Annotated in this window: 16 protein-coding genes and 1 tRNA gene; 4 read left to right on the forward strand and 13 right to left on the reverse strand. The window is 61.2% G+C overall.

The window, feature by feature from the left end; all coding sequences use genetic code 11:
* Positions 1–127 precede the first annotated feature (127 nt).
* Positions 128–496 carry a response regulator gene (locus ACX82Z_RS01880; protein ID WP_459591214.1) on the forward strand — a complete coding sequence of 123 codons (369 nt, stop codon included), beginning with the start codon at positions 128–130 and terminating at the stop codon, positions 494–496.
* 62 nt (positions 497–558) lie between these two features.
* Here ACX82Z_RS01880 and ctrA read toward each other — a convergent pair whose 3' ends face one another.
* Positions 559–1,254: a response regulator transcription factor CtrA gene (ctrA, locus tag ACX82Z_RS01885; RefSeq protein WP_459586459.1), complete on the reverse strand. Its 696-nt coding sequence runs from the start codon at positions 1,252–1,254 to the stop codon at positions 559–561.
* Positions 1,255–1,653: 399 nt separating this feature from the next.
* On the opposite strand from ctrA, the gene ACX82Z_RS01890 reads away from it, so the two are divergent.
* Positions 1,654–2,019, forward strand: coding sequence for a flagellar export protein FliJ (locus ACX82Z_RS01890; RefSeq protein WP_459586460.1), 366 nt, complete (start codon positions 1,654–1,656; stop codon positions 2,017–2,019).
* A gap of 123 nt (positions 2,020–2,142) precedes the next feature.
* Here ACX82Z_RS01890 and sciP read toward each other — a convergent pair whose 3' ends face one another.
* Positions 2,143–2,418, reverse strand: a complete 276-nt coding sequence (sciP, locus tag ACX82Z_RS01895) for a CtrA inhibitor SciP (protein WP_459586461.1) — start codon at positions 2,416–2,418, stop codon at positions 2,143–2,145.
* A 256-nt stretch (positions 2,419–2,674) separates the two neighbouring features.
* On the opposite strand from sciP, the gene mnmA reads away from it, so the two are divergent.
* Complete coding sequence (gene mnmA / locus ACX82Z_RS01900; protein ID WP_459586462.1) at positions 2,675–3,853, forward strand: tRNA 2-thiouridine(34) synthase MnmA; 1,179 nt, start codon at positions 2,675–2,677, stop codon at positions 3,851–3,853.
* A 15-nt stretch (positions 3,854–3,868) separates the two neighbouring features.
* Here the strand turns inward: mnmA and ACX82Z_RS01905 are convergent, their stop codons facing one another.
* Positions 3,869–6,676, reverse strand: coding sequence for an autotransporter family protein (locus ACX82Z_RS01905; RefSeq protein ID WP_459586463.1), 2,808 nt, complete (start codon positions 6,674–6,676; stop codon positions 3,869–3,871).
* Between the two features lie 163 nt (positions 6,677–6,839).
* Positions 6,840–7,793, reverse strand: coding sequence for a Gfo/Idh/MocA family protein (locus ACX82Z_RS01910; protein ID WP_459586464.1), 954 nt, complete (start codon positions 7,791–7,793; stop codon positions 6,840–6,842).
* Between the two features lie 367 nt (positions 7,794–8,160).
* Between ACX82Z_RS01910 and ACX82Z_RS01915 the strand changes: the two genes are divergently transcribed.
* Positions 8,161–8,237 (forward strand) — tRNA-Met (locus tag ACX82Z_RS01915).
* A gap of 399 nt (positions 8,238–8,636) precedes the next feature.
* Here ACX82Z_RS01915 and ACX82Z_RS01920 read toward each other — a convergent pair.
* The 9 genes from ACX82Z_RS01920 to ACX82Z_RS01960 all read right to left on the reverse strand — a co-directional run bounded on the left by ACX82Z_RS01920 (position 8,637) and on the right by ACX82Z_RS01960 (position 16,719).
* Positions 8,637–9,017: a DUF6481 family protein gene (locus tag ACX82Z_RS01920; RefSeq protein ID WP_459586465.1), complete on the reverse strand. Its 381-nt coding sequence runs from the start codon at positions 9,015–9,017 to the stop codon at positions 8,637–8,639.
* A gap of 153 nt (positions 9,018–9,170) precedes the next feature.
* Complete coding sequence (locus ACX82Z_RS01925; RefSeq protein ID WP_459586466.1) at positions 9,171–9,380, reverse strand: cold-shock protein; 210 nt, start codon at positions 9,378–9,380, stop codon at positions 9,171–9,173.
* 282 nt (positions 9,381–9,662) lie between these two features.
* The gene (locus ACX82Z_RS01930) at positions 9,663–10,733 is read right to left on the reverse strand and encodes a 4-oxalomesaconate tautomerase (RefSeq protein ID WP_459586467.1); all 1,071 of its coding nucleotides are present in this window, start codon (positions 10,731–10,733) and stop codon (positions 9,663–9,665) included.
* Entirely contained in the window at positions 10,726–11,397 is a 672-nt protein-coding gene (locus tag ACX82Z_RS01935; protein ID WP_459586468.1) for a 4-carboxy-4-hydroxy-2-oxoadipate aldolase/oxaloacetate decarboxylase, read from the reverse strand. The genes ACX82Z_RS01930 and ACX82Z_RS01935 overlap by 8 nt, the downstream gene beginning before the upstream one ends.
* Positions 11,397–12,128 (reverse strand): PIG-L deacetylase family protein, encoded by a 732-nt coding sequence (locus ACX82Z_RS01940; RefSeq protein ID WP_459586469.1) that lies wholly within the window; start codon positions 12,126–12,128, stop codon positions 11,397–11,399. Before ACX82Z_RS01940 ends, ACX82Z_RS01935 begins: the two co-directional genes overlap by 1 nt.
* Positions 12,125–13,045, reverse strand: coding sequence for an amidohydrolase family protein (locus ACX82Z_RS01945; RefSeq protein ID WP_459586470.1), 921 nt, complete (start codon positions 13,043–13,045; stop codon positions 12,125–12,127). Before ACX82Z_RS01945 ends, ACX82Z_RS01940 begins: the two co-directional genes overlap by 4 nt.
* A gap of 8 nt (positions 13,046–13,053) precedes the next feature.
* The gene (locus tag ACX82Z_RS01950) at positions 13,054–14,988 is read right to left on the reverse strand and encodes a TRAP transporter permease (RefSeq protein ID WP_459586471.1); all 1,935 of its coding nucleotides are present in this window, start codon (positions 14,986–14,988) and stop codon (positions 13,054–13,056) included.
* A gap of 77 nt (positions 14,989–15,065) precedes the next feature.
* Positions 15,066–15,995, reverse strand: coding sequence for a TAXI family TRAP transporter solute-binding subunit (locus tag ACX82Z_RS01955; RefSeq protein WP_459586472.1), 930 nt, complete (start codon positions 15,993–15,995; stop codon positions 15,066–15,068).
* Positions 15,996–16,041: 46 nt separating this feature from the next.
* Positions 16,042–16,719 carry a TetR/AcrR family transcriptional regulator gene (locus ACX82Z_RS01960; protein ID WP_459586473.1) on the reverse strand — a complete coding sequence of 226 codons (678 nt, stop codon included), beginning with the start codon at positions 16,717–16,719 and terminating at the stop codon, positions 16,042–16,044.
* Positions 16,720–16,853: the final 134 nt, after the last annotated feature.

Here is a 16,853-nt window from a genome sequence, read left to right on the forward strand (position 1 = left end):
CCCGTCCGCATCGTGCGTCTTTAACCAAAAATTCAGCGCAACATTTACCCGGTTCTTTACTTCGGGCGCGTAGTTTCGACCTTCGAACAAGAGCGGGACTGGTCGCATGAGCGAAAGGGATTTCGGGATGAAGCGCTGCATGATCGTGGACGATTCCAATGTGATCCGCAAAGTGGCCAAGCGCATCCTCGCCACCCCCGAAATGGCGGTGGTGGAGGCGTGCGACGGGCGCGAGGCGCTTGCGCTGTGCACGGCGCAGATGCCCGATATCATCGTCGTCGACAACCAGCTTCCCGACATGGCGACGGTCGAGTTCATCCGCCAGGCGATGGCGATGGATGTGCCGGCAAAACCGCGCATCGTCATCTGCATGACGGAGTTCGATGTCGGCGCCATCATGCGTGCCAAGCGCGCGGGCGCGAAGGGCTATATTCTCAAGCCGTTCAACCGGCCGATCCTACTCGAGCGCTTCCGCGAGATGCAAATAGCGGCCTAGCAACAAACGCAAAAAACCCGGCGCGAGGCCGGGTTTTTCATAACTGGCGATAGGGCAGGGGATCAGGCGCTTACGCGCATTTCTTCCGGCTCGCGCAGCACATAGCCGCGGCCCCAGACCGTCTCGATGTAATTCTGGCCGCCGGAGGCGAGGTCGAGCTTCTTCCTGAGCTTGCAGATGAAGACGTCGATGATCTTCAGTTCCGGCTCGTCCATTCCGCCGTAAAGGTGGTTGAGGAACATTTCCTTGGTCAGCGTCGTGCCTTTGCGCAGCGAGAGCAGTTCGAGCATCTGGTATTCCTTGCCCGTCAGATGCACGCGCTGGCCGCCGACTTCGACCGTCTTTGCGTCGAGGTTGACGATGAGGTCGCCTGTGGTGATGACCGACTGGGCGTGGCCCTTCGAGCGGCGCACGATGGCGTGGATGCGGGCGATCAGCTCGTCCTTGTGGAACGGCTTGGTCATATAGTCGTCGGCACCGAAGCCGAGGCCGCGAACCTTGTCCTCAATGCCGGCCATGCCAGACAGAATCAGGATCGGCGTCTTGACCTTCGAGAGGCGCAGCGTGCGCAGAACCTCGTAACCGGACATATCCGGCAGGTTCAGGTCGAGGAGGATGATGTCGTAATCGTAGAGCTTGCCGAGATCGACACCCTCTTCTCCGAGATCGGTCGAATAGACGTTGAAGCTTTCCGACTTGAGCATCAGCTCGATGCTCTGTGCAATCGCACTATCGTCTTCAATCAGCAGGACGCGCATTTCAATCCCCTTCTCCGCCAACAGCCCCGTCAGCTCGGCAACGTATGTGATTTGCCTGAATCACAAAGTGCCACCCAAATGGTTAACAAACTCTGATTCCCGCTGGCAAGAGGCCTGACGAACATTCAGTAATTTGTTTCAGCACCCTGATTTCAAACGGCTAACTCACCGCCGGCGTCGTGAATCTGAACTTTAGAATTTCCACGTAAGTGACTCTTGGAAAGGCACTTTGCAGTTTCGACTTTGCGGCGAAATTTTTACCCCGCCTTAAGTCCTCGTCCCTATGATTAACAATGCGCGTAAACGAATGGTTACCATCGGGCGCGATCGGGGCTGATCGCGAAGAAAAAAGTAACGATGTCGGTAGTACGTGCGTTGGGCGTTTCGGGAGCGTTGGGTATGAAGACACGAGAAAATCTGGTTCGGCTGAAGCAGTTTCAGGTTGGCGAGAAACGCAAGCAGCTTCTTCAACTCGACATGATGATCGCCGAGTTCGACCGTATGGCGGGCGAACTGGATGCGCAGATCGCGTCGGAGGAGAAAAAGGCCGGGATCACCGATCTCAACCATTTCGCCTATCCGACTTTCGCCAAAGCCGCGCGTCAACGCCGCGACAATCTGCACAATTCGCGCAACGATCTGATGAGCCAGCGCGGTGCCGCCGAGGCGGCGCTCGGCGAAGCTGAAGCGGAACTGGCAAAGGCCGAAGCGCTCGACAATCGCAATCGCGAGCAGGATTATTCCGGGCGCGCCGCCGCAGGCTGACGTTTTACGCTTTCAGGATCGTGAAGCCCGCCTCGACCGGCGGGCTTTTTCTTTGTCGTCGGTCAGTTTCGCGCACAAAAAAACGCCCGGTCGAGCCGGGCGTTTTTCGTCACTGGGAAAATGTCAGTGCCTGTATTGCTGGATGCGCGTCGTGCGCAGTCCCGCCAGCCCGTGATCTTCGATCGAGGCCTGCCAGGACAGGAACTCCTCGACGGTGAGCTTGTAGCGCTGGCAGGCTTCCTCCAGGCTGAGCAGGCCGCCGCGAACCGCCGCGACGACTTCCGCCTTTCGGCGGATGACCCAGCGACGGGTGTTCGAAGGCGGCAAGTCGGCAATCGTGAGCGGGCTCCCATCGGGGCCGATCACGTATTTGACCCTTGGTCTGATAAGATCGGTCATCGTACTCTCTACAACATCAAAGACCTATTCGACGGTCACATTACGGCCACAGCTTTAAGAATTGGCTAAATGACGGGTAATGCTAAAATAACCTTTGTGAACGTCCCGTTCAGACAAATTGTCGAATCTTAATGATCGTAAACAATGCTCGCTTTGCTGCCGGTTGGCAGCGCCCGCCGTGGTCGACTATATAGGTCGCGATCGGCAGCCAGCGCCGCCAGAACCCGACCCTCATGACGAGACGAAAGCCTTTGCGATGAACAGCCTCGATTTCGACAAGCGCCCGCAGGACACGCGCGTCGTCGTCGCCATGTCGGGTGGCGTCGACTCTTCCGTCGTGGCCGGCCTGATGAAGGAAGAAGGGTACGACGTCGTCGGCATAACGCTGCAGCTTTACGATCATGGCGCAGCCGTTCACCGCGCCGGGTCGTGCTGTGCGGGGCAGGATATCGGGGATGCACGGGCTGTGTCGGAAAAGCTCGGCATTCCACATTACGTGCTCGATTACGAAAAGCGTTTCCGCGAGGCGGTGATCAACCCCTTCGCCGAAAGCTACATCGCCGGCGAGACGCCGGTGCCGTGCATCTCGTGCAACCAGACGGTCAAGTTCGCCGACCTGCTACAGACCGCCCGTGAACTCGGTGCCGATGCGCTGGCGACCGGCCATTATATCTCGAGCCGCGTCAACGGCGCGCACCGCGCTCTTTACCGGCCTGTGGACGCGGATCGCGACCAGAGCTATTTCCTGTTCGCCACCACGCAGGAGCAGATCGATTATCTGCGCTTCCCGCTCGGCGGCATGTCGAAGGCCGAGGTCCGCGCGGCAGCCGAGCGCATGGGCCTCGTCGTCGCCGCCAAGCCCGACAGCCAGGACATCTGTTTCGTCCCGCAGGGCAAGTATTCCGATATTATCGCCAAGCTTCGGCCTGAAGCGGCGACCCCGGGCGACATTCTCCATGTCGACGGCCGTCACCTCGGCCGTCACGACGGCGTCCTGCGTTATACGATCGGCCAGCGGCGCGGTCTCGGTGTCGCATCCGGTGAACCGCTCTATGTCGTCCATCTCGACCCGGCGCGCGCGCGGGTGATCGTCGGCCCGAAGGAGGCGCTCGAAACGCACCGGATCGTGCTGCGCGACGTCAACTGGCTCGGCGATACCTCCCTCGACGAGATTCCGGACGAAGGCGTGGAGCTTTTTGCAAAGGTGCGTTCGACGCGCCCGCCGCGCGCGGCACGTCTGTTCCGGCATGATGGCGAGGCGGTCGTCGAACTCGTCGACGGGGAGGCGGGTATCGCGCCTGGTCAGGCCTGCGTCTTTTATGGCGACGAAGGGGACGCGAGCCGCGTATTCGGAGGCGGCTTCATCGCCCGCACGCAGCGTAATCGCCGCTCGGAAGAAATGCTCGCGCGGCTCGAGGCCTTGCCCGCCGCCTGAGGCAACTGCAATCTCCTACCATTTCAGCCGAAGCCCCACGGTTCCGGAAATCGAGTGACCATCGGTGTCTCCGCTCAGCGCCGTCGTGTATCCGGCGGTGGCGAACGCGCTGACGGTGGTCGAGAAGTCGGTGACAATACCGGCTCCCAATTCGAGCCGGGTTCCGCCTGTTTGTGTCACGATCGGAGTAGCGGCGAAGTCCGCCACATGGTCGCTGCCGAAATCATGCCAAAGATTGGCTTTCAGATAGGGGCGAAGCGTCGCTTCCTCCATTTCATAAACGCCGTTGAGACGCGCACCGATGCGTCCTGTCACCGTGTCGTCGGCGTTGAACGAAACGGTCGAAAAGCGGTCCGCGCGATCTGACAGCGAGACGCTTTGCCAGATCAGTTGCGCCTGTGGCTCAAGAGTCCAGCCGGGTGAAAGCACGAACGGTACGCCGCCTTCGACCGACGCGGTAAATCCGCGTCCCGATATTCCGATCCGCTCGCCGTCGACGGAATTCACATGGCCACCGAAATGCGAGCCCATCAGCACCGTGTCGATATACCATCCGGTCGGGCCGATGCGGGTCCAGTATCCACCGAAATTGAATGCGTCCGCATCGATGTCGCCGACTGCATATCCGTTCCAGCCGAGCGCCTGACCGTAGATGTCACCCGAAAGCCGGCTCTGCCCGATAAAGACACCGACGCGATCGGCGATGCCACCCTCGTCGCGCCCGAAGATATCCTGGCCAAGCTGGAAGCCGACGACCGAGCCGTCGACCGAAGGCGTAACCGTGCCCTGCCAACCAAGATCGAGACTCTGTCCGTAAAGCCGGACCCAGCTTGCAGGCAGAAATCCGGCGCCGTCCAGCAATGGCTGTTCGCCGCGCCTTTCATGAAACGTGCCAAGCGCCGCCAGCCCCAAATAATGCGCAGTCGGCGCGATCGCCGAATAGGCCGCTACCTCCGTTCGGTAAAGCGGAACGATCTCGGCGATGACGGGCGTTGCGCCCGGATTTGGTGGTTCTGCAACACCGCCGGGAACCGGCACGGGCGCTGGCGCGGCACCGGCCACAGGCGGAGGAGGGGGCGGCGTTGGGTCCGGCGCTTCGGCTGCGTCCGGCGGGGCCGTTGGCGCTTCGTCGGCAATATCCACCGGTGGCGCGGGATCGACAGGATCGGGATTGCCGGGCGTCGCCTCGGGAGGCGGTGGCGGCACCGGTTCGTCCAGCGGCGGCGGAGGGACAAGTTCCGGCTCGGGTTCGACAGGTACGATCGGATCAGTTGGGGTCGGCTGCACCGGGGCAGGGGCGGGTCCCTCGGTCAAGGTGGAGCGCAGATACCAGTTTTCCTGCGAGCCATCGCTAACGCCGCCACGAAACAGGAGATATTCATATGCACCCGCTGCAACGCGCGATCCAAGCGAGAACGCTGCGGGCATCGTCGCCGCACCGTTGACCGCCTCGACCACCAATATTCCGTTTTGAAGCGTGAGCGCCCCTGCGCCTCCCGCATTCGTCACGGCAATACTCGTTGTGCCGTCCGCCGTTCCGCCGGAAACGACAAGCCGATCCGATGCGGATGCGTCGTCACCCAGCACCGTTTCGAGAAGAAGCAATCCGTTGTCGCCCGTATAATCGCCGGACACCGTAAAGCGGTCTGAAGGGCCGGACGTGCCATTGGTCAGATCGATGCGGCCTGCATTTAAAAGCGTAGCCGTGCCGCCGGTGCCCGTCACCCCGAAATTGCCGCCTCCGCCATAAATCGTGCTGGTCGGATCGATCGCGAGCGTGCCGGTTCCTGTGCCCACATCGCCGAGCGTCAGCGTGCCGTCGAAGGTCAGTTCTGTGTCATTGGTCGCGCTGATCGCCTCCCAGCCCACGAACCGCTCTACACCCGACGCCTTGACGTTCTCCATCGCCAGAGCGTCGGCGCCGAGGCCGCCATCGAAAAGCGTGGTGGCGCCGAGATTGGCGGCGGTGAGATTGGCAAGTCGCGCCGTGTCCGCGTCCGGTCCCATGTCGATCGCACCATAGATGATGCCGCCTGAATTCCAGACGAACCGGTCCTGTCCGGTGCTCATCAAAACGCTGCCGCGTATCGCGCCGCCGGTCACGGTGACGATATCGGTGCCGCCGCTCACACTGATATTGCCGCCGATGAGGCCGCCCGACACAATGATCGTGTCCTGATCGAAGCCGGTCACGAGATTGCGGTCGATCGTTCCGCCGGACATCTCGAAATAATTGCGATCGAGCTTCATGTTCACACGCCCGATACGCCCTCCGGTCATGATCGCGCGATCGCCATCGTCGAAGAAATCGACGATGCGCCCGTCGGACATGAAGAACGTGTCGAACTGGTCGCCCTGATTGAGCGAACCGATCTGCCCGCCCGTCATGCGAAAATCATCGATACCCGCGCCCTGCTGGACATTACCGGTCACCGTGCCGCCCGAGATGACGAAACTGTCGACGCCCGCGCCCTGATCCACGCTTCCGTTGATCGTGCCCGACGACATGTCGGTCCGATCCTGACCGGGACCGAAGGTGACATTGCCGTTTATGACACCCGTTCCGCCGGGCGGCAGGATGAGAGTGTTGTTGCCGAATAGGTCGTTCAATCCTGACGATGGCGTACCGCCGTCGCAGATGAAGACGTCGTTGCCGGGACCGGCCGTCAGTTGGCAGTCAGCCTTTGCAGGCAGTGTCGTCAGACTGCCGGCGACGATCGTTCCGTACAGAAAGAAGAGCCGGTATCGATGCAGAGGGTCGCTTCGGCTCATGTCGGAACGACGAAGGCCATCCAGCGTATACCGCGTTGCGTGTCGCCCCATGCCGCTGTCTCCTGCAACATAGCGTTACGCGATGACACCTTGCATATCGATCGCGCCGCGCGCCGATCATGCGACATTCCGTTGGGTCAATAAACTAAAAAGCGTGCAGGCGAAGCATGTTCAATGACTGGTTGTTGCAGCTGCGCATCGCCGTGGTTAGCGGTCAGTCGTGCAGGACCGTACCTGCCGTCAGGATTTTCAGGACGCCGATCGCTTCGTCGCCTGACGTGCGCGGCTCTTCGCGCGTTTCGATGCAATGGATGAAATGCTGCAATTCGCGCGTCAACGGCAGACCCTGTTCGACCGGCACGTAGGATGGCTCGTTCATCGTGAACGCCCACTGACCACTGTCGCGCCAGACGGAGTGCCTATAGACGGCCAGCTTGCGCTCCCAAGGCTCAACATCGTCAAAGACTGCCATCGCCTTGTCGCCGACGACTGTCAGGCGGCGCTCGCGGTACGGGTTCAGCCGCGAGGCGAAAAGGTGGCTTCTCAGATCGCCGGGAAAGCGCATGTGCAGATGCGCGAAGTCGGACAGATGGTCGAGAAGCGCCGCGCCTTCGCCGCGCACTTCCTCTGGCTGCGTACCGGTCAGCGCAAGGATCATCGACAGATCGTGCGGGGCGAGGTCCCAAAGCGCGTCGTTTTCGGTATGGAACTTGCCGAGGCCGAGGCGATGCGAATGGATATAGCGCAAGCGTCCAAGTTCGCCCGCATCGGCCAGCGCTTTCAACCCTTCGAACCCGGGATGGAAGCGCAGGACGTGGCCGGTCATGAACACCCGGCCGCATTCGCGCGCACGCGCGACGACGCGTTCGGCATCTGAGACTGCAAGGGCGATCGGCTTTTCCACCAGAACGTCTTTGCCGTTCTCCACGGCACGGATCGCGGCTTCCGCATGAAACTGGGGCGGTAGCGCCATGACGATCGCGTCGATGTCGTCGCGTGTGTGGATTTCATCGATGCCCACGGCCATGCAGCCGTGCTCGGCCGCGAAACCTTCGGCACGGGCAGCGTTGGCGTCGGCGACCGCTTGCAGCACGCCGAGTGACTTGAGAGTTCGGATATGGTTCGATCCCCAATATCCGCATCCGAGGACGGCGATGCGCGGCTTCATCGATCTTTCTGACTGAATTTTTGCAGCGAGACATAGTGGGCGGACGCTGCGAACTCAACCCTTTCCGCGTCATTGAACGCTGCGTCGACCGTCAGGGCGGCTATGTTCGTCGATTTGGCCGCTATCCGGACGATCGCCACGTCCCTTGCGGGGGTATGCATTGGCGCTTGGCAGCCGTGGACGGCGCGGTATGTGACACCTTTCGTCGGAACAGCTTATGGCCAGTCCCGCTCGCCTGTCAGCCGGGTTGCGTTGCGTAAGGCGGGCTGGGGTCATAAAGCCGCTCGGTTGGGGCGCCTCATTGCTTGACAGGGTTGGTTCCCGCCCCTTATACCCGCCGCACTTCCCGGCGCAGCGCGCCGGCGGCGGCGGAGTAGCTCAGTAGGTTAGAGCAGAGGAATCATAATCCTTGTGTCGGGGGTTCGAATCCCTCCTCCGCTACCACTCCCCCCGAACAGAAAACGCTGGGTGAGAATGTCGTCGACAAGGGTCGACAGGTAGCCATCGATTTTCAATTCCGGGCGCTCGTCTAACTTGGCGGAAAAGACGGTTACGCTCGTCACTAGATCGCTGGCGGCCGGCGTCGTCCTCGATGATAAATCCTCTGATCACCATTTGCAGAATCGCTCGCATTCCCGTTTTGCAGCTAAGATCAGGAGTGCGCGCGAAAGATCAGCCATGAGCTTGTTAAGGCGATAGAAGACATGGCGCGGGAGGTGAGTGAAATGTCACCCGAAATGCGCATGCAGTGGCGTTGACCCTTCGCCGATAGCATTATGCAATTTTTGCACTGACCCGTCGTCTCTCAATAGGCGGCGGGCTTTTTCTTTTTGCACCAGATAATTATTTGCTACGTGCCTTACGAGCGGCATAGCGCGCGTCGCGCTTGCTTTTCATCTCTGCTTCATAATCCAGCATTTGCTTGATGAGCGCGTTATCGGCTTCTTCCTTCGCGCGGCGAGCAGCCCCAGCGGCTTCTTCAGCGGCTGCGGCCTCGGCCAAGCGTTGCTGTTCAACACGCTCAGCCTCTTCTCGCTTCGCTTGGTCGCGCTCTTCCTTACGGCGTAGGCGCTCCGCAGCGATGGTCGCACGCTCGGCCTGTTTGGCGAGCATTTCCGGCGAATCTGCTGCGGGGCGAGCCTTAAATTTCGCAACGAGCGCACTTTTGGCCGCGTCTGACGCGGCACGGCGGTCCTGGAAGCTGGTGTTCTTTACATTCGACAATGGCTGTTATCCAATTTTGGGGAGATCATCGGGTCGAGGCAATCATGCCTTCAAACGGGAAAAGGCCGGACTCGCGTCCGACCTTTCAGCATCTCGACTACCGGCGCCAGTACATCCGTGGTCACCTGCCAGAGATGAATTCAAATGCGCAGATTACGCAGCTTGGAGGTTTTCGGCTGCTGTCTTGCCGCTACGTCGATCCTGAACGGCCTCGAACGAAACCTTCTGACCTTCGACCAGCGTGTTCATGCCCGAGCGCTCAACGGCCGAGATGTGAACGAACACATCTGCGCCACCGCCGTCTTGCTCAATGAAGCCGAAACCCTTGGTGGTGTTGAAGAATTTTACGGTACCAGTAGCCATGACGATTTCCTTTCAATCGACATAGAAAATCCGCGTCCGACCGAATGCCGTTCGCTGGAAAGATCGAAGTTGAAAAGAAAATCGCAGTTGCGCCATGGCGCGGTAACAACGTTCGTCAGCAAGATCGATGTGCCGGATATATGCGGCAATTGTGTCCTGCGCAAGGTTCGCAATCTGTCTTCTATGTCGATCCGGACCGGCGCGCGCTATGGCGTAGCGCCATGCCATGGGAAAAGCAGCGCAATTCACATTCCATGCCTGAAGGGCGGTGGTGTTCGGCACCTATCTTGGGAAGACTTTACCGTCGAACAATTTGCGCGCCGTTCTCAAAACGGCGGCGTCGGTGACGTTTCCGTCGCGAACGGTCGCGATGACCGTCATCTCGCCGGTCGGATGCTCGATCGACATCGCCTTTTCCGCCCCGTCGGGGATGATGGCGAGATCGGCGGCCGGGCCTTCTGGCAATAGGCAGGCGGTGGCGACGGAAACGGCTCCCAGCACGCCGATCGCGTCGTGGCAGCGGTGCGGAATGAAGGTGCGCGTCGAGATCGCGCCGCCATTGGCAGCCTTAGATACCATCGTCATCTTCGGCACCGACTTTTGTGCGACGTCGCCGAGATTCATCATCGGTCCCGCCTTCAGGCGGATGTCTTCGAGTTTGGCGCGCAGGGCCGCATTGGCCTCGAGTTCATCCGGGGTTTCGGTGCCGTCGATCCCGAGGTCGCTCGCCTGCATGACGACACATGGCATGCCGTTGTCGATCAGCGTGCAGCTTATGCCGTCGATCACGTCCACCACATTGCCGGTCGGCAGCAATGCGCCGCAGGACGAGCCGGCCGTGTCTGCGAAGGTGATGGGTACCGGCGCCGATGTGCCCGGCACCCCGTCGATGCGCGCCTCGCCGGTATAGCTGACGATGCCGCCCGGCGTCTCGACGCGAGCCGTGGCGGTCTGCCCGGTGTTTTCCATGAAGATGCGAACCGGCGTCACGCCGTCCTGCGCAGCGACCAGTCCGCGCTCGATGGCGAATGGGCCGACGCCGGCGAGGATGTTGCCGCAGTTCTGTCCGTCCGAGACGATCGCCTTGTCGACGAAAACCTGCAGGAAGAGATAGTCGACATCGGCGTCTTCGCGTTCTGACTTTCTCACCACCGCGACCTTGGAGGTAAGCGGGTCGGCCCCGCCCATCCCGTCGATCTGGCGGGGATCGGGCGAACCCATCACGCTGAGGAGCAAGGCGTCGCGCCCCGCCGTATCCGAAGGCAGGTCGTCGGACAGGAAATATCCGCCCTTCGACGTACCGCCGCGCATCCACATGCACTGCACACCGTCACGGCCCGCTTCCTCAGACATATTTCAGCCCCTTCTCCGCCAGCCGCTCGCGCATCTTGTAGATGTCGAGGCCAAGTTCGCCTGCAGCAAGCCGCTTGCGCTTGTCGTCCTCCGCCGCGACGCGGGCTTCGGCTTTCGCCGCGACGTCTTCGGCCTCGCCGCGTGCGACGACGCACACCCCGTCATCATCGGCGACGACCACGTCACCCGGATTGACCAGCGCACCTGCGCAAACGATCGGTACGTTGACCGAACCGAGCGTTTCCTTGACGGTTCCTTGCGCGAACACCGCCTTCGACCAGACCGGGAATTTCATCCCCGTCAAATCGGTGACGTCGCGCACGCCCGCATCGATGATCAGCCCCTTGCAGCCGCGCGCCAACGCAGACGTGGCGAGCAGATCGCCGAAATATCCATCCTCGCACGGGCTCGTCGGGGCCAGAACCAGAATGTCGCCGTCACGCAACTGCTCGATGGCGACATGCAGCATCCAGTTGTCGCCGGGCGGCGAGGAGATCGTCACCGCGCTCGCCGCCATCCGCGCGCCCGAATAGATCGGCCGCATGTAAGATGCCAAAAGCCCCTTGCGTCCCTGCGCTTCGTGGACGGTCGCTACCCCGCAGGCGGCGAGCCGGTCGATGATCGACTGGTCGGCCCGCTCGATATTCTGGACAACGACACCCATCACAGTTCATCCACGGTGCGCGGGAAGATCGACTGGAAGCCTTCCGCATGGGTCGCCTTGCGCCCGCCGGACTGCCCGCCCGAATTGCGCGCAAAATGGTTGGCGCGGTTTTGCGCGACGTTTTCGTAATAATGCCAGAGGTGCTCCTGTCCTTCCATGCACTGGATGGCGGCCCATTTTTTGTCCCAAACCTGCGTGATGTCGAGGAACGTGTCCGGCTTCCACTCCATCTGCTCGGTCTGGTGCGGCTCGAAGAGATAGACCTGCGGCGCACCGAGGATCTTCTCGCCCGGCTTATGCCCCCAGGCCTGCGCGATCGCGCGGCATTCGAGCGTCCACTGCGACACATACATATGGTCGGTGTTGTAAGGATCGAACTTCGAGTGCGTCATCATGAAGGCGGGCTGCACCTCGCGCATCACGTCGACGAGACGGTCTTTCGCCTCGCGCGTCATCTCAAGCGGATAGTCGCCGAGGTCGAAGAACCGGATGTCGGCAACGTCGAGCGCCTTTGCGGCATTCTCGGCCTCGCGCTGGCGCTCTGCCTTGACGCGTTCCAGCGTCATGCCCTCGTTCTTCCACAGCTTCGCGCTCTCGCCGCGCTCGCCATAGGACAGGCACACGACCGTCACGTCATAGCCCTTTTGCGCATGAAGCGCGATCGCCCCGCCGCAGCGCCAGACGAAATCCGCCGAATGCGCGCTGATCACAAGTGCCGTTTTTTTGCTCATAGGGATGCCTCCTTCGTAAGGGTCTCAGGCCAGTAAAGGCGTGTCGGATTGTCAACGAGCAACTTGCGCAAAAGATCGGGGCGCGGTGCGATGATCTTGAGAAGATCGACCAGCGCGCCGTCATCGGGCATGTGCTGCTTGATATTCGGGTGCGGCCAGTCGGTGCCCCACAAAACGCGGTCCGGAAATCTCTCGACCAAAAGCGCACCGTAGGCGGCGGCATCCTCGAAGGGCGGCCCCGCACGCGAGATGCGCTCCGAGCCGCACACTTTCACCCAGAAGCGGTCGTCTTCCATCAAGTCGAGCAGCAAGCGGAAGGCTGTCTGCTCGAAACCTGCCGATGCATCGATGCGGCCCATGTGATCGATGACGAGTGGCAGTTCCAGTTCACGAAGAAAAGGTGCCAGACCCTCAAGGCGATGCGCGTCGAAATGGACGACCGCATGCCAGCCGAGGGGAATGATCTTGGCCGTGATTTCGCGAATGGCATCAAAATTCGCGGGCTTGCCCAGGTGGGTGACGAAATTGAAGCGCACACCGCGCACGCCGCCTTCGTGCAGAGCCTCCAACTCATCCTGTCCGATATCGCGCTTGACCATCGCAATGCCGCGATATCGCCCGTCCGATGCGGCGATCGCATCCATCATGGCGGCATTGTCGGTGCCGTGGCAGCTTGCCTGCACGAGAATGGACCGCTCGATGCCAAGATGGCGATGAAGCGCGAACAGCGTCTCCTTTGGCGCGTCGATGGGCGTGTAAGTCCGCTCGGGCGCAAAGGGAAAATCCGCGGCCGGCCCGAAGACATGGCAATGCGCGTCGCATGCGCCGGCCGGCAGGGTGATATCGGGCTTTTTCGGATTGGGATGAAAAGGTAGCGGCTCAGGCGTCATCGATAGTTCCTGGTTCTTGTCGTGCATTGCGTTGTTCATGAACGGGCCGCAGCCGGATCGGGCTTGTAGTCGCTGCTCATCAGCCGCATCGTCATCACGGCGAGGATGGCAAGTCCGGCGATGCGCGCGATCAATGTGACGGGATCGAATGCATCGACCGGCGTCGGCCAAAGAACGAGCAGCGAGCCGATGGCGAAAGCCCCGCGATCGGCCCATGTCATCGGTCGCACGAGCCAGCCGGCGAATGCGACGGAGAGTCCCGTCAGCCCAATTGTCGCCAGGGGAACGGCCAGCCAGATGTTGGCGATGTCGTCGCGGAACAGCAGTCCGGGCATGGTGACGAACAGGAACGGCACAAGAAGTTTCACGAAGCCGAGGCGGATGGATTCCACTGCGGTTGCATTGGCGTCCGCACCCGAAATGCTGGCTGCGGCATAGGCTGCGAGCGCGACCGGCGGCGTGATGGCCGAGACGAGGCCGTAATAGAAGATGAACATATGCGCCACGATCGGGTCGATGCCGAGCCTGACAAGGGCAGGCGCGACGAGGACGGCCAGCAGAAGATAGGCGGCAGACGTTGGCAGGCCGAGCCCGAGAATGAAGGCCGCGATGGCCGTCAGGATCAAGACGAGCCAGATATTGGAGCCGCCGACTTCTATGATGAGGCCGGAAACCATCAGGCCCATGCCCGTCAAATTGAGAACGCCGATGACGATGCCGGCTGCCGCGACCGCAGCCACGATGGGCAGTACCGACAAAAGCGTCGCGCGGCACACGTCGATCAGCGAAAGAAGGCCAAGTCGGGTATTCTTCGAAAAGGGACTGATGGCGAGCGCAATGACAAGGCAGTAGACGGCGGCGCGTGTCGGCGTCGTGCCCATTATCAAAAGACCGATCAAACCGATCAGCGGAAGGAGCAGGTATCCGCGCGTCTTCAAGGTTTCGGCCAGAAAACGCAGCCCCCCTGACATATCGCGTTCGAGATTGAGACGGCCGGCTTCAAGCCGCACCGCGACCATCAGCGCCAGCACGTAAAGAAGACCGGGAATGATCGCCGCAAGCGCAATCTGCGAATAGGGAACGCCGACGATTTCGGCCATGAGAAAGGCGGCAGCGCCCATGATGGGTGGCAGAATCTGGCCGGCTGAGGACGCAGCCGCTTCGATCGCGCCCGCCGTGACCGCCTTGAAGCCGGTGCGCCGCATCAGCGGAATGGTGAAGGTTCCGGAGGTGACGACATTTGCGACGGCGCTGCCGTTGATCGTGCCGAGCATGGCGCTTGCGAGCGTTGCCGAAAGTCCGGCCCCGCCTTGCACGCGACCCGTCATGCCGCGCGCGATGTCGACGAACACCTGCCCGGTCCCCATGCGCATCAGCACGTTGCCGAGGAGTGCGAACAACAGGATGTACTCGACCGCGACGCCCATCGGGACGCCATAGAATCCTTCGGTCGATAGAAAGAGCGTCGACGACAGGCGCGACAGATCGTATCCGCCATGACCGTATTTGCCGGGTATCAGGTAGCCCCAATAGGCATAGGCGAGGGCGACTGCGGAAAGAACGATCAACGACCAGCCGATCGTCAGCCGCACGAGAACGAGCACGACCGCAAGGGTCGCGACGAACATGATCTCATCGGTGCGCGTGGCGAGCGCGCCGCGCATGATGATGTCGAGATAGGACTGGTAGAGGTAGGGGCCGGGAACGAGCGCAACGAGTGCGAGAACGTAAAGAACAATGCGAATGACGGGCGAGCGCATGCGCAGCGCAGCCGCCATCAGCCCCGCACCTGCCACTAGAGACAGAAAGAGCGAGCGCAGCAGCAAAGCCGTGATGTTGCCGAAGAATGCTCCGTGAATGACGAGCGCGGTTGCACCGATTGCCAGTACCGCGAAAATGACGGAGACCGTTTTCGCTTCGACTTCACCGGTCGCTTCGCCGGGAAGACGCAATTCGTCCAGAGCTCGCACGATCTCGTCCTCGCTTGAAATTGAATGATGTTACGTATGCGATGAAGGGGCGCCCGAATGGGGACGCCCCGTTGCCGTCACTGGGCGGCTTCGTCGAAATAGCGCTGCGCGCCCGGATGCAGGGCGACCGGCGTGTCCGTGGCGGTTTCAACCGCAATGGCGCGCGCCTGGGGATGGACTTCGCCCAGCGTGTCGAGATTGTCGAAAAGCGCCTTCGTGATCTGATAGATCGTCTCTTCGTTGGCCGACGTGCTGGTGAAGATCGTCGCCGGATCGTTGATCGCGAGCACCATCTCGTCCTGGCCCGTATAGGTGCCCGGCTCGATCTCGTAGAGCTGGTAGAAGGGATATTCCTCGATCAGCGCCTCGACCTTGTCGGCGTCGATGGACAAAAGATGCATGTTGCGTTGTGCGCCAAGGTCGATCAACGCCGCGGTCGGCGCACCTGCAAGCACGACGGTCGCGTCGATGACGCCGTTCATCAGTGCGGTCGCGCCTTCCGTATAAGACAGGAACTGGACGTTTCCGGCATCGAATACATCATAGGCTTCCATCAGGCGCTGCATGAGGATCGCCGAGTTCGAACCGGGCGGGCCGACATTGATACGCTTGCCGCCGAGGTCTTCCATCGACTGGACGCCGGTGCCGTCGATCGTCGCGATCTGCAGAACGGCCGGATAAAGATAGGCCATCCCGGCGACGTCGAGCGCCTCCTGAAACGGCCCTTCGGCGGCGGTCGCCTCGAAAAGCGTGGAGGAGGAGGAAAAGCCGAAGGTCATCTGGCCGGCGGCGACGCGGCGGATATTCTCGACCGACGCTCCGGTCACTTCGGCACGCGCGGTCGTGTCAGGCATGTGCTGGTTCAGGATGTCGGCCATGCCCGCGCCAATGACGTAGAACAGGCCACCCGTGCCGCCCGTTCCGATCGAGACGCGCTCGGCGGCAAGCGTCGGTGTGGCCAGCGAAAATGCGATTCCCATCGCTGCGATTGATCTGAAAAGTTTCATTGCCTGTCCTCCCTGGATGGCTATCTGTGATGAGCTGATGATTTTGTCAGGCGGCCTCGTGTTCCCGGCTGGCCTGCGTACCGAGCGCCATGAAACTGGCGTGACTGGATGCGACGATTTCCTCGATCGCCCGTTCGTGATCGTTGCCGTCGACCTTGCCGTCCGAAAGGCGGCTGACGCGCTCGGGATTGATGAGCGCGTAGTAAAGCGAGCCGAGCAGAAACTGGCTGCGCCAGATCAGTCCGTCGAGCGGTGCGCCCGGCACGCATTCGCCAATCGCCTCGATGAAAGTGCGGCTGGTCTTGTCGAAGGCTTGCGAGATGATCGAGCGCGCGTCTTCGTTGCCTTCAGCCGACAAAATAGCGCGCATGCGCGTAAACTCCGCACCGCCGCCATCTGTGCCGCTCGATGACGAGAAGGCCGGCACGACATAGGCACGCAGGATCGCGCGCAAACGCTCGCTGCGATCGTGAATGCGCCGCGCCTCTCCCAGAAGTTCGAGACGACGCGCATTCATCGGTGCCGTGCGGCTTTCGTAAATCTCGCGAAGAAGATTGGCCTTGGAGCCGAAATGGTAGGTGAGGCTGCCGACATTGGCGCCTGCCTCCTTGGCGATCTCGCGCATGGAGACCGCGCTGTAGCCGTTGCGCGAAAACAGTCTCGCCGCAGCATCGATCAGGCCCTGACGCACATCTCCTCCCACGACTGACCTCCAATCGACCATGTTCCTTGTACAAATGTACAAATTCTATGCGCGTGTCAACCAGACGCTCAAAATGAGCTGTCGGTCGCATGGTTTTGCGACGACGGCATGTGGCTGCGGGATCGTGGTTTTGGAGCCGCTTGACCCGCTATCTG

The organism is Aliihoeflea sp. PC F10.4, from assembly GCF_054612275.1.

Bases quoted from the DNA above. Each gene is read 5' to 3' on its own strand.
- ACX82Z_RS01955 (WP_459586472.1), bottom strand. From the start codon at position 15,995: ATGAAACTTTTCAGATCAATCGCAGCGATGGGAATCGCATTTTCGCTG.
- ACX82Z_RS01935 (WP_459586468.1), bottom strand. From the start codon at position 11,397: ATGGGTGTCGTTGTCCAGAATATCGAGCGGGCCGACCAGTCGATCATC.
- ACX82Z_RS01910 (WP_459586464.1), bottom strand. From the start codon at position 7,793: ATGAAGCCGCGCATCGCCGTCCTCGGATGCGGATATTGGGGATCGAAC.
- ACX82Z_RS01880 (WP_459591214.1), top strand. From the start codon at position 128: ATGAAGCGCTGCATGATCGTGGACGATTCCAATGTGATCCGCAAAGTG.
- ACX82Z_RS01960 (WP_459586473.1), bottom strand. From the start codon at position 16,719: ATGGTCGATTGGAGGTCAGTCGTGGGAGGAGATGTGCGTCAGGGCCTG.
- ACX82Z_RS01940 (WP_459586469.1), bottom strand. From the start codon at position 12,128: ATGAGCAAAAAAACGGCACTTGTGATCAGCGCGCATTCGGCGGATTTC.
- ctrA (WP_459586459.1), bottom strand. From the start codon at position 1,254: ATGCGCGTCCTGCTGATTGAAGACGATAGTGCGATTGCACAGAGCATC.
- ACX82Z_RS01925 (WP_459586466.1), bottom strand. From the start codon at position 9,380: ATGGCTACTGGTACCGTAAAATTCTTCAACACCACCAAGGGTTTCGGC.
- mnmA (WP_459586462.1), top strand. From the start codon at position 2,675: ATGAACAGCCTCGATTTCGACAAGCGCCCGCAGGACACGCGCGTCGTC.
- sciP (WP_459586461.1), bottom strand. From the start codon at position 2,418: ATGACCGATCTTATCAGACCAAGGGTCAAATACGTGATCGGCCCCGAT.
- ACX82Z_RS01890 (WP_459586460.1), top strand. From the start codon at position 1,654: ATGAAGACACGAGAAAATCTGGTTCGGCTGAAGCAGTTTCAGGTTGGC.
- ACX82Z_RS01945 (WP_459586470.1), bottom strand. From the start codon at position 13,045: ATGCACGACAAGAACCAGGAACTATCGATGACGCCTGAGCCGCTACCT.
- ACX82Z_RS01905 (WP_459586463.1), bottom strand. From the start codon at position 6,676: ATGGGGCGACACGCAACGCGGTATACGCTGGATGGCCTTCGTCGTTCC.
- ACX82Z_RS01930 (WP_459586467.1), bottom strand. From the start codon at position 10,733: ATGTCTGAGGAAGCGGGCCGTGACGGTGTGCAGTGCATGTGGATGCGC.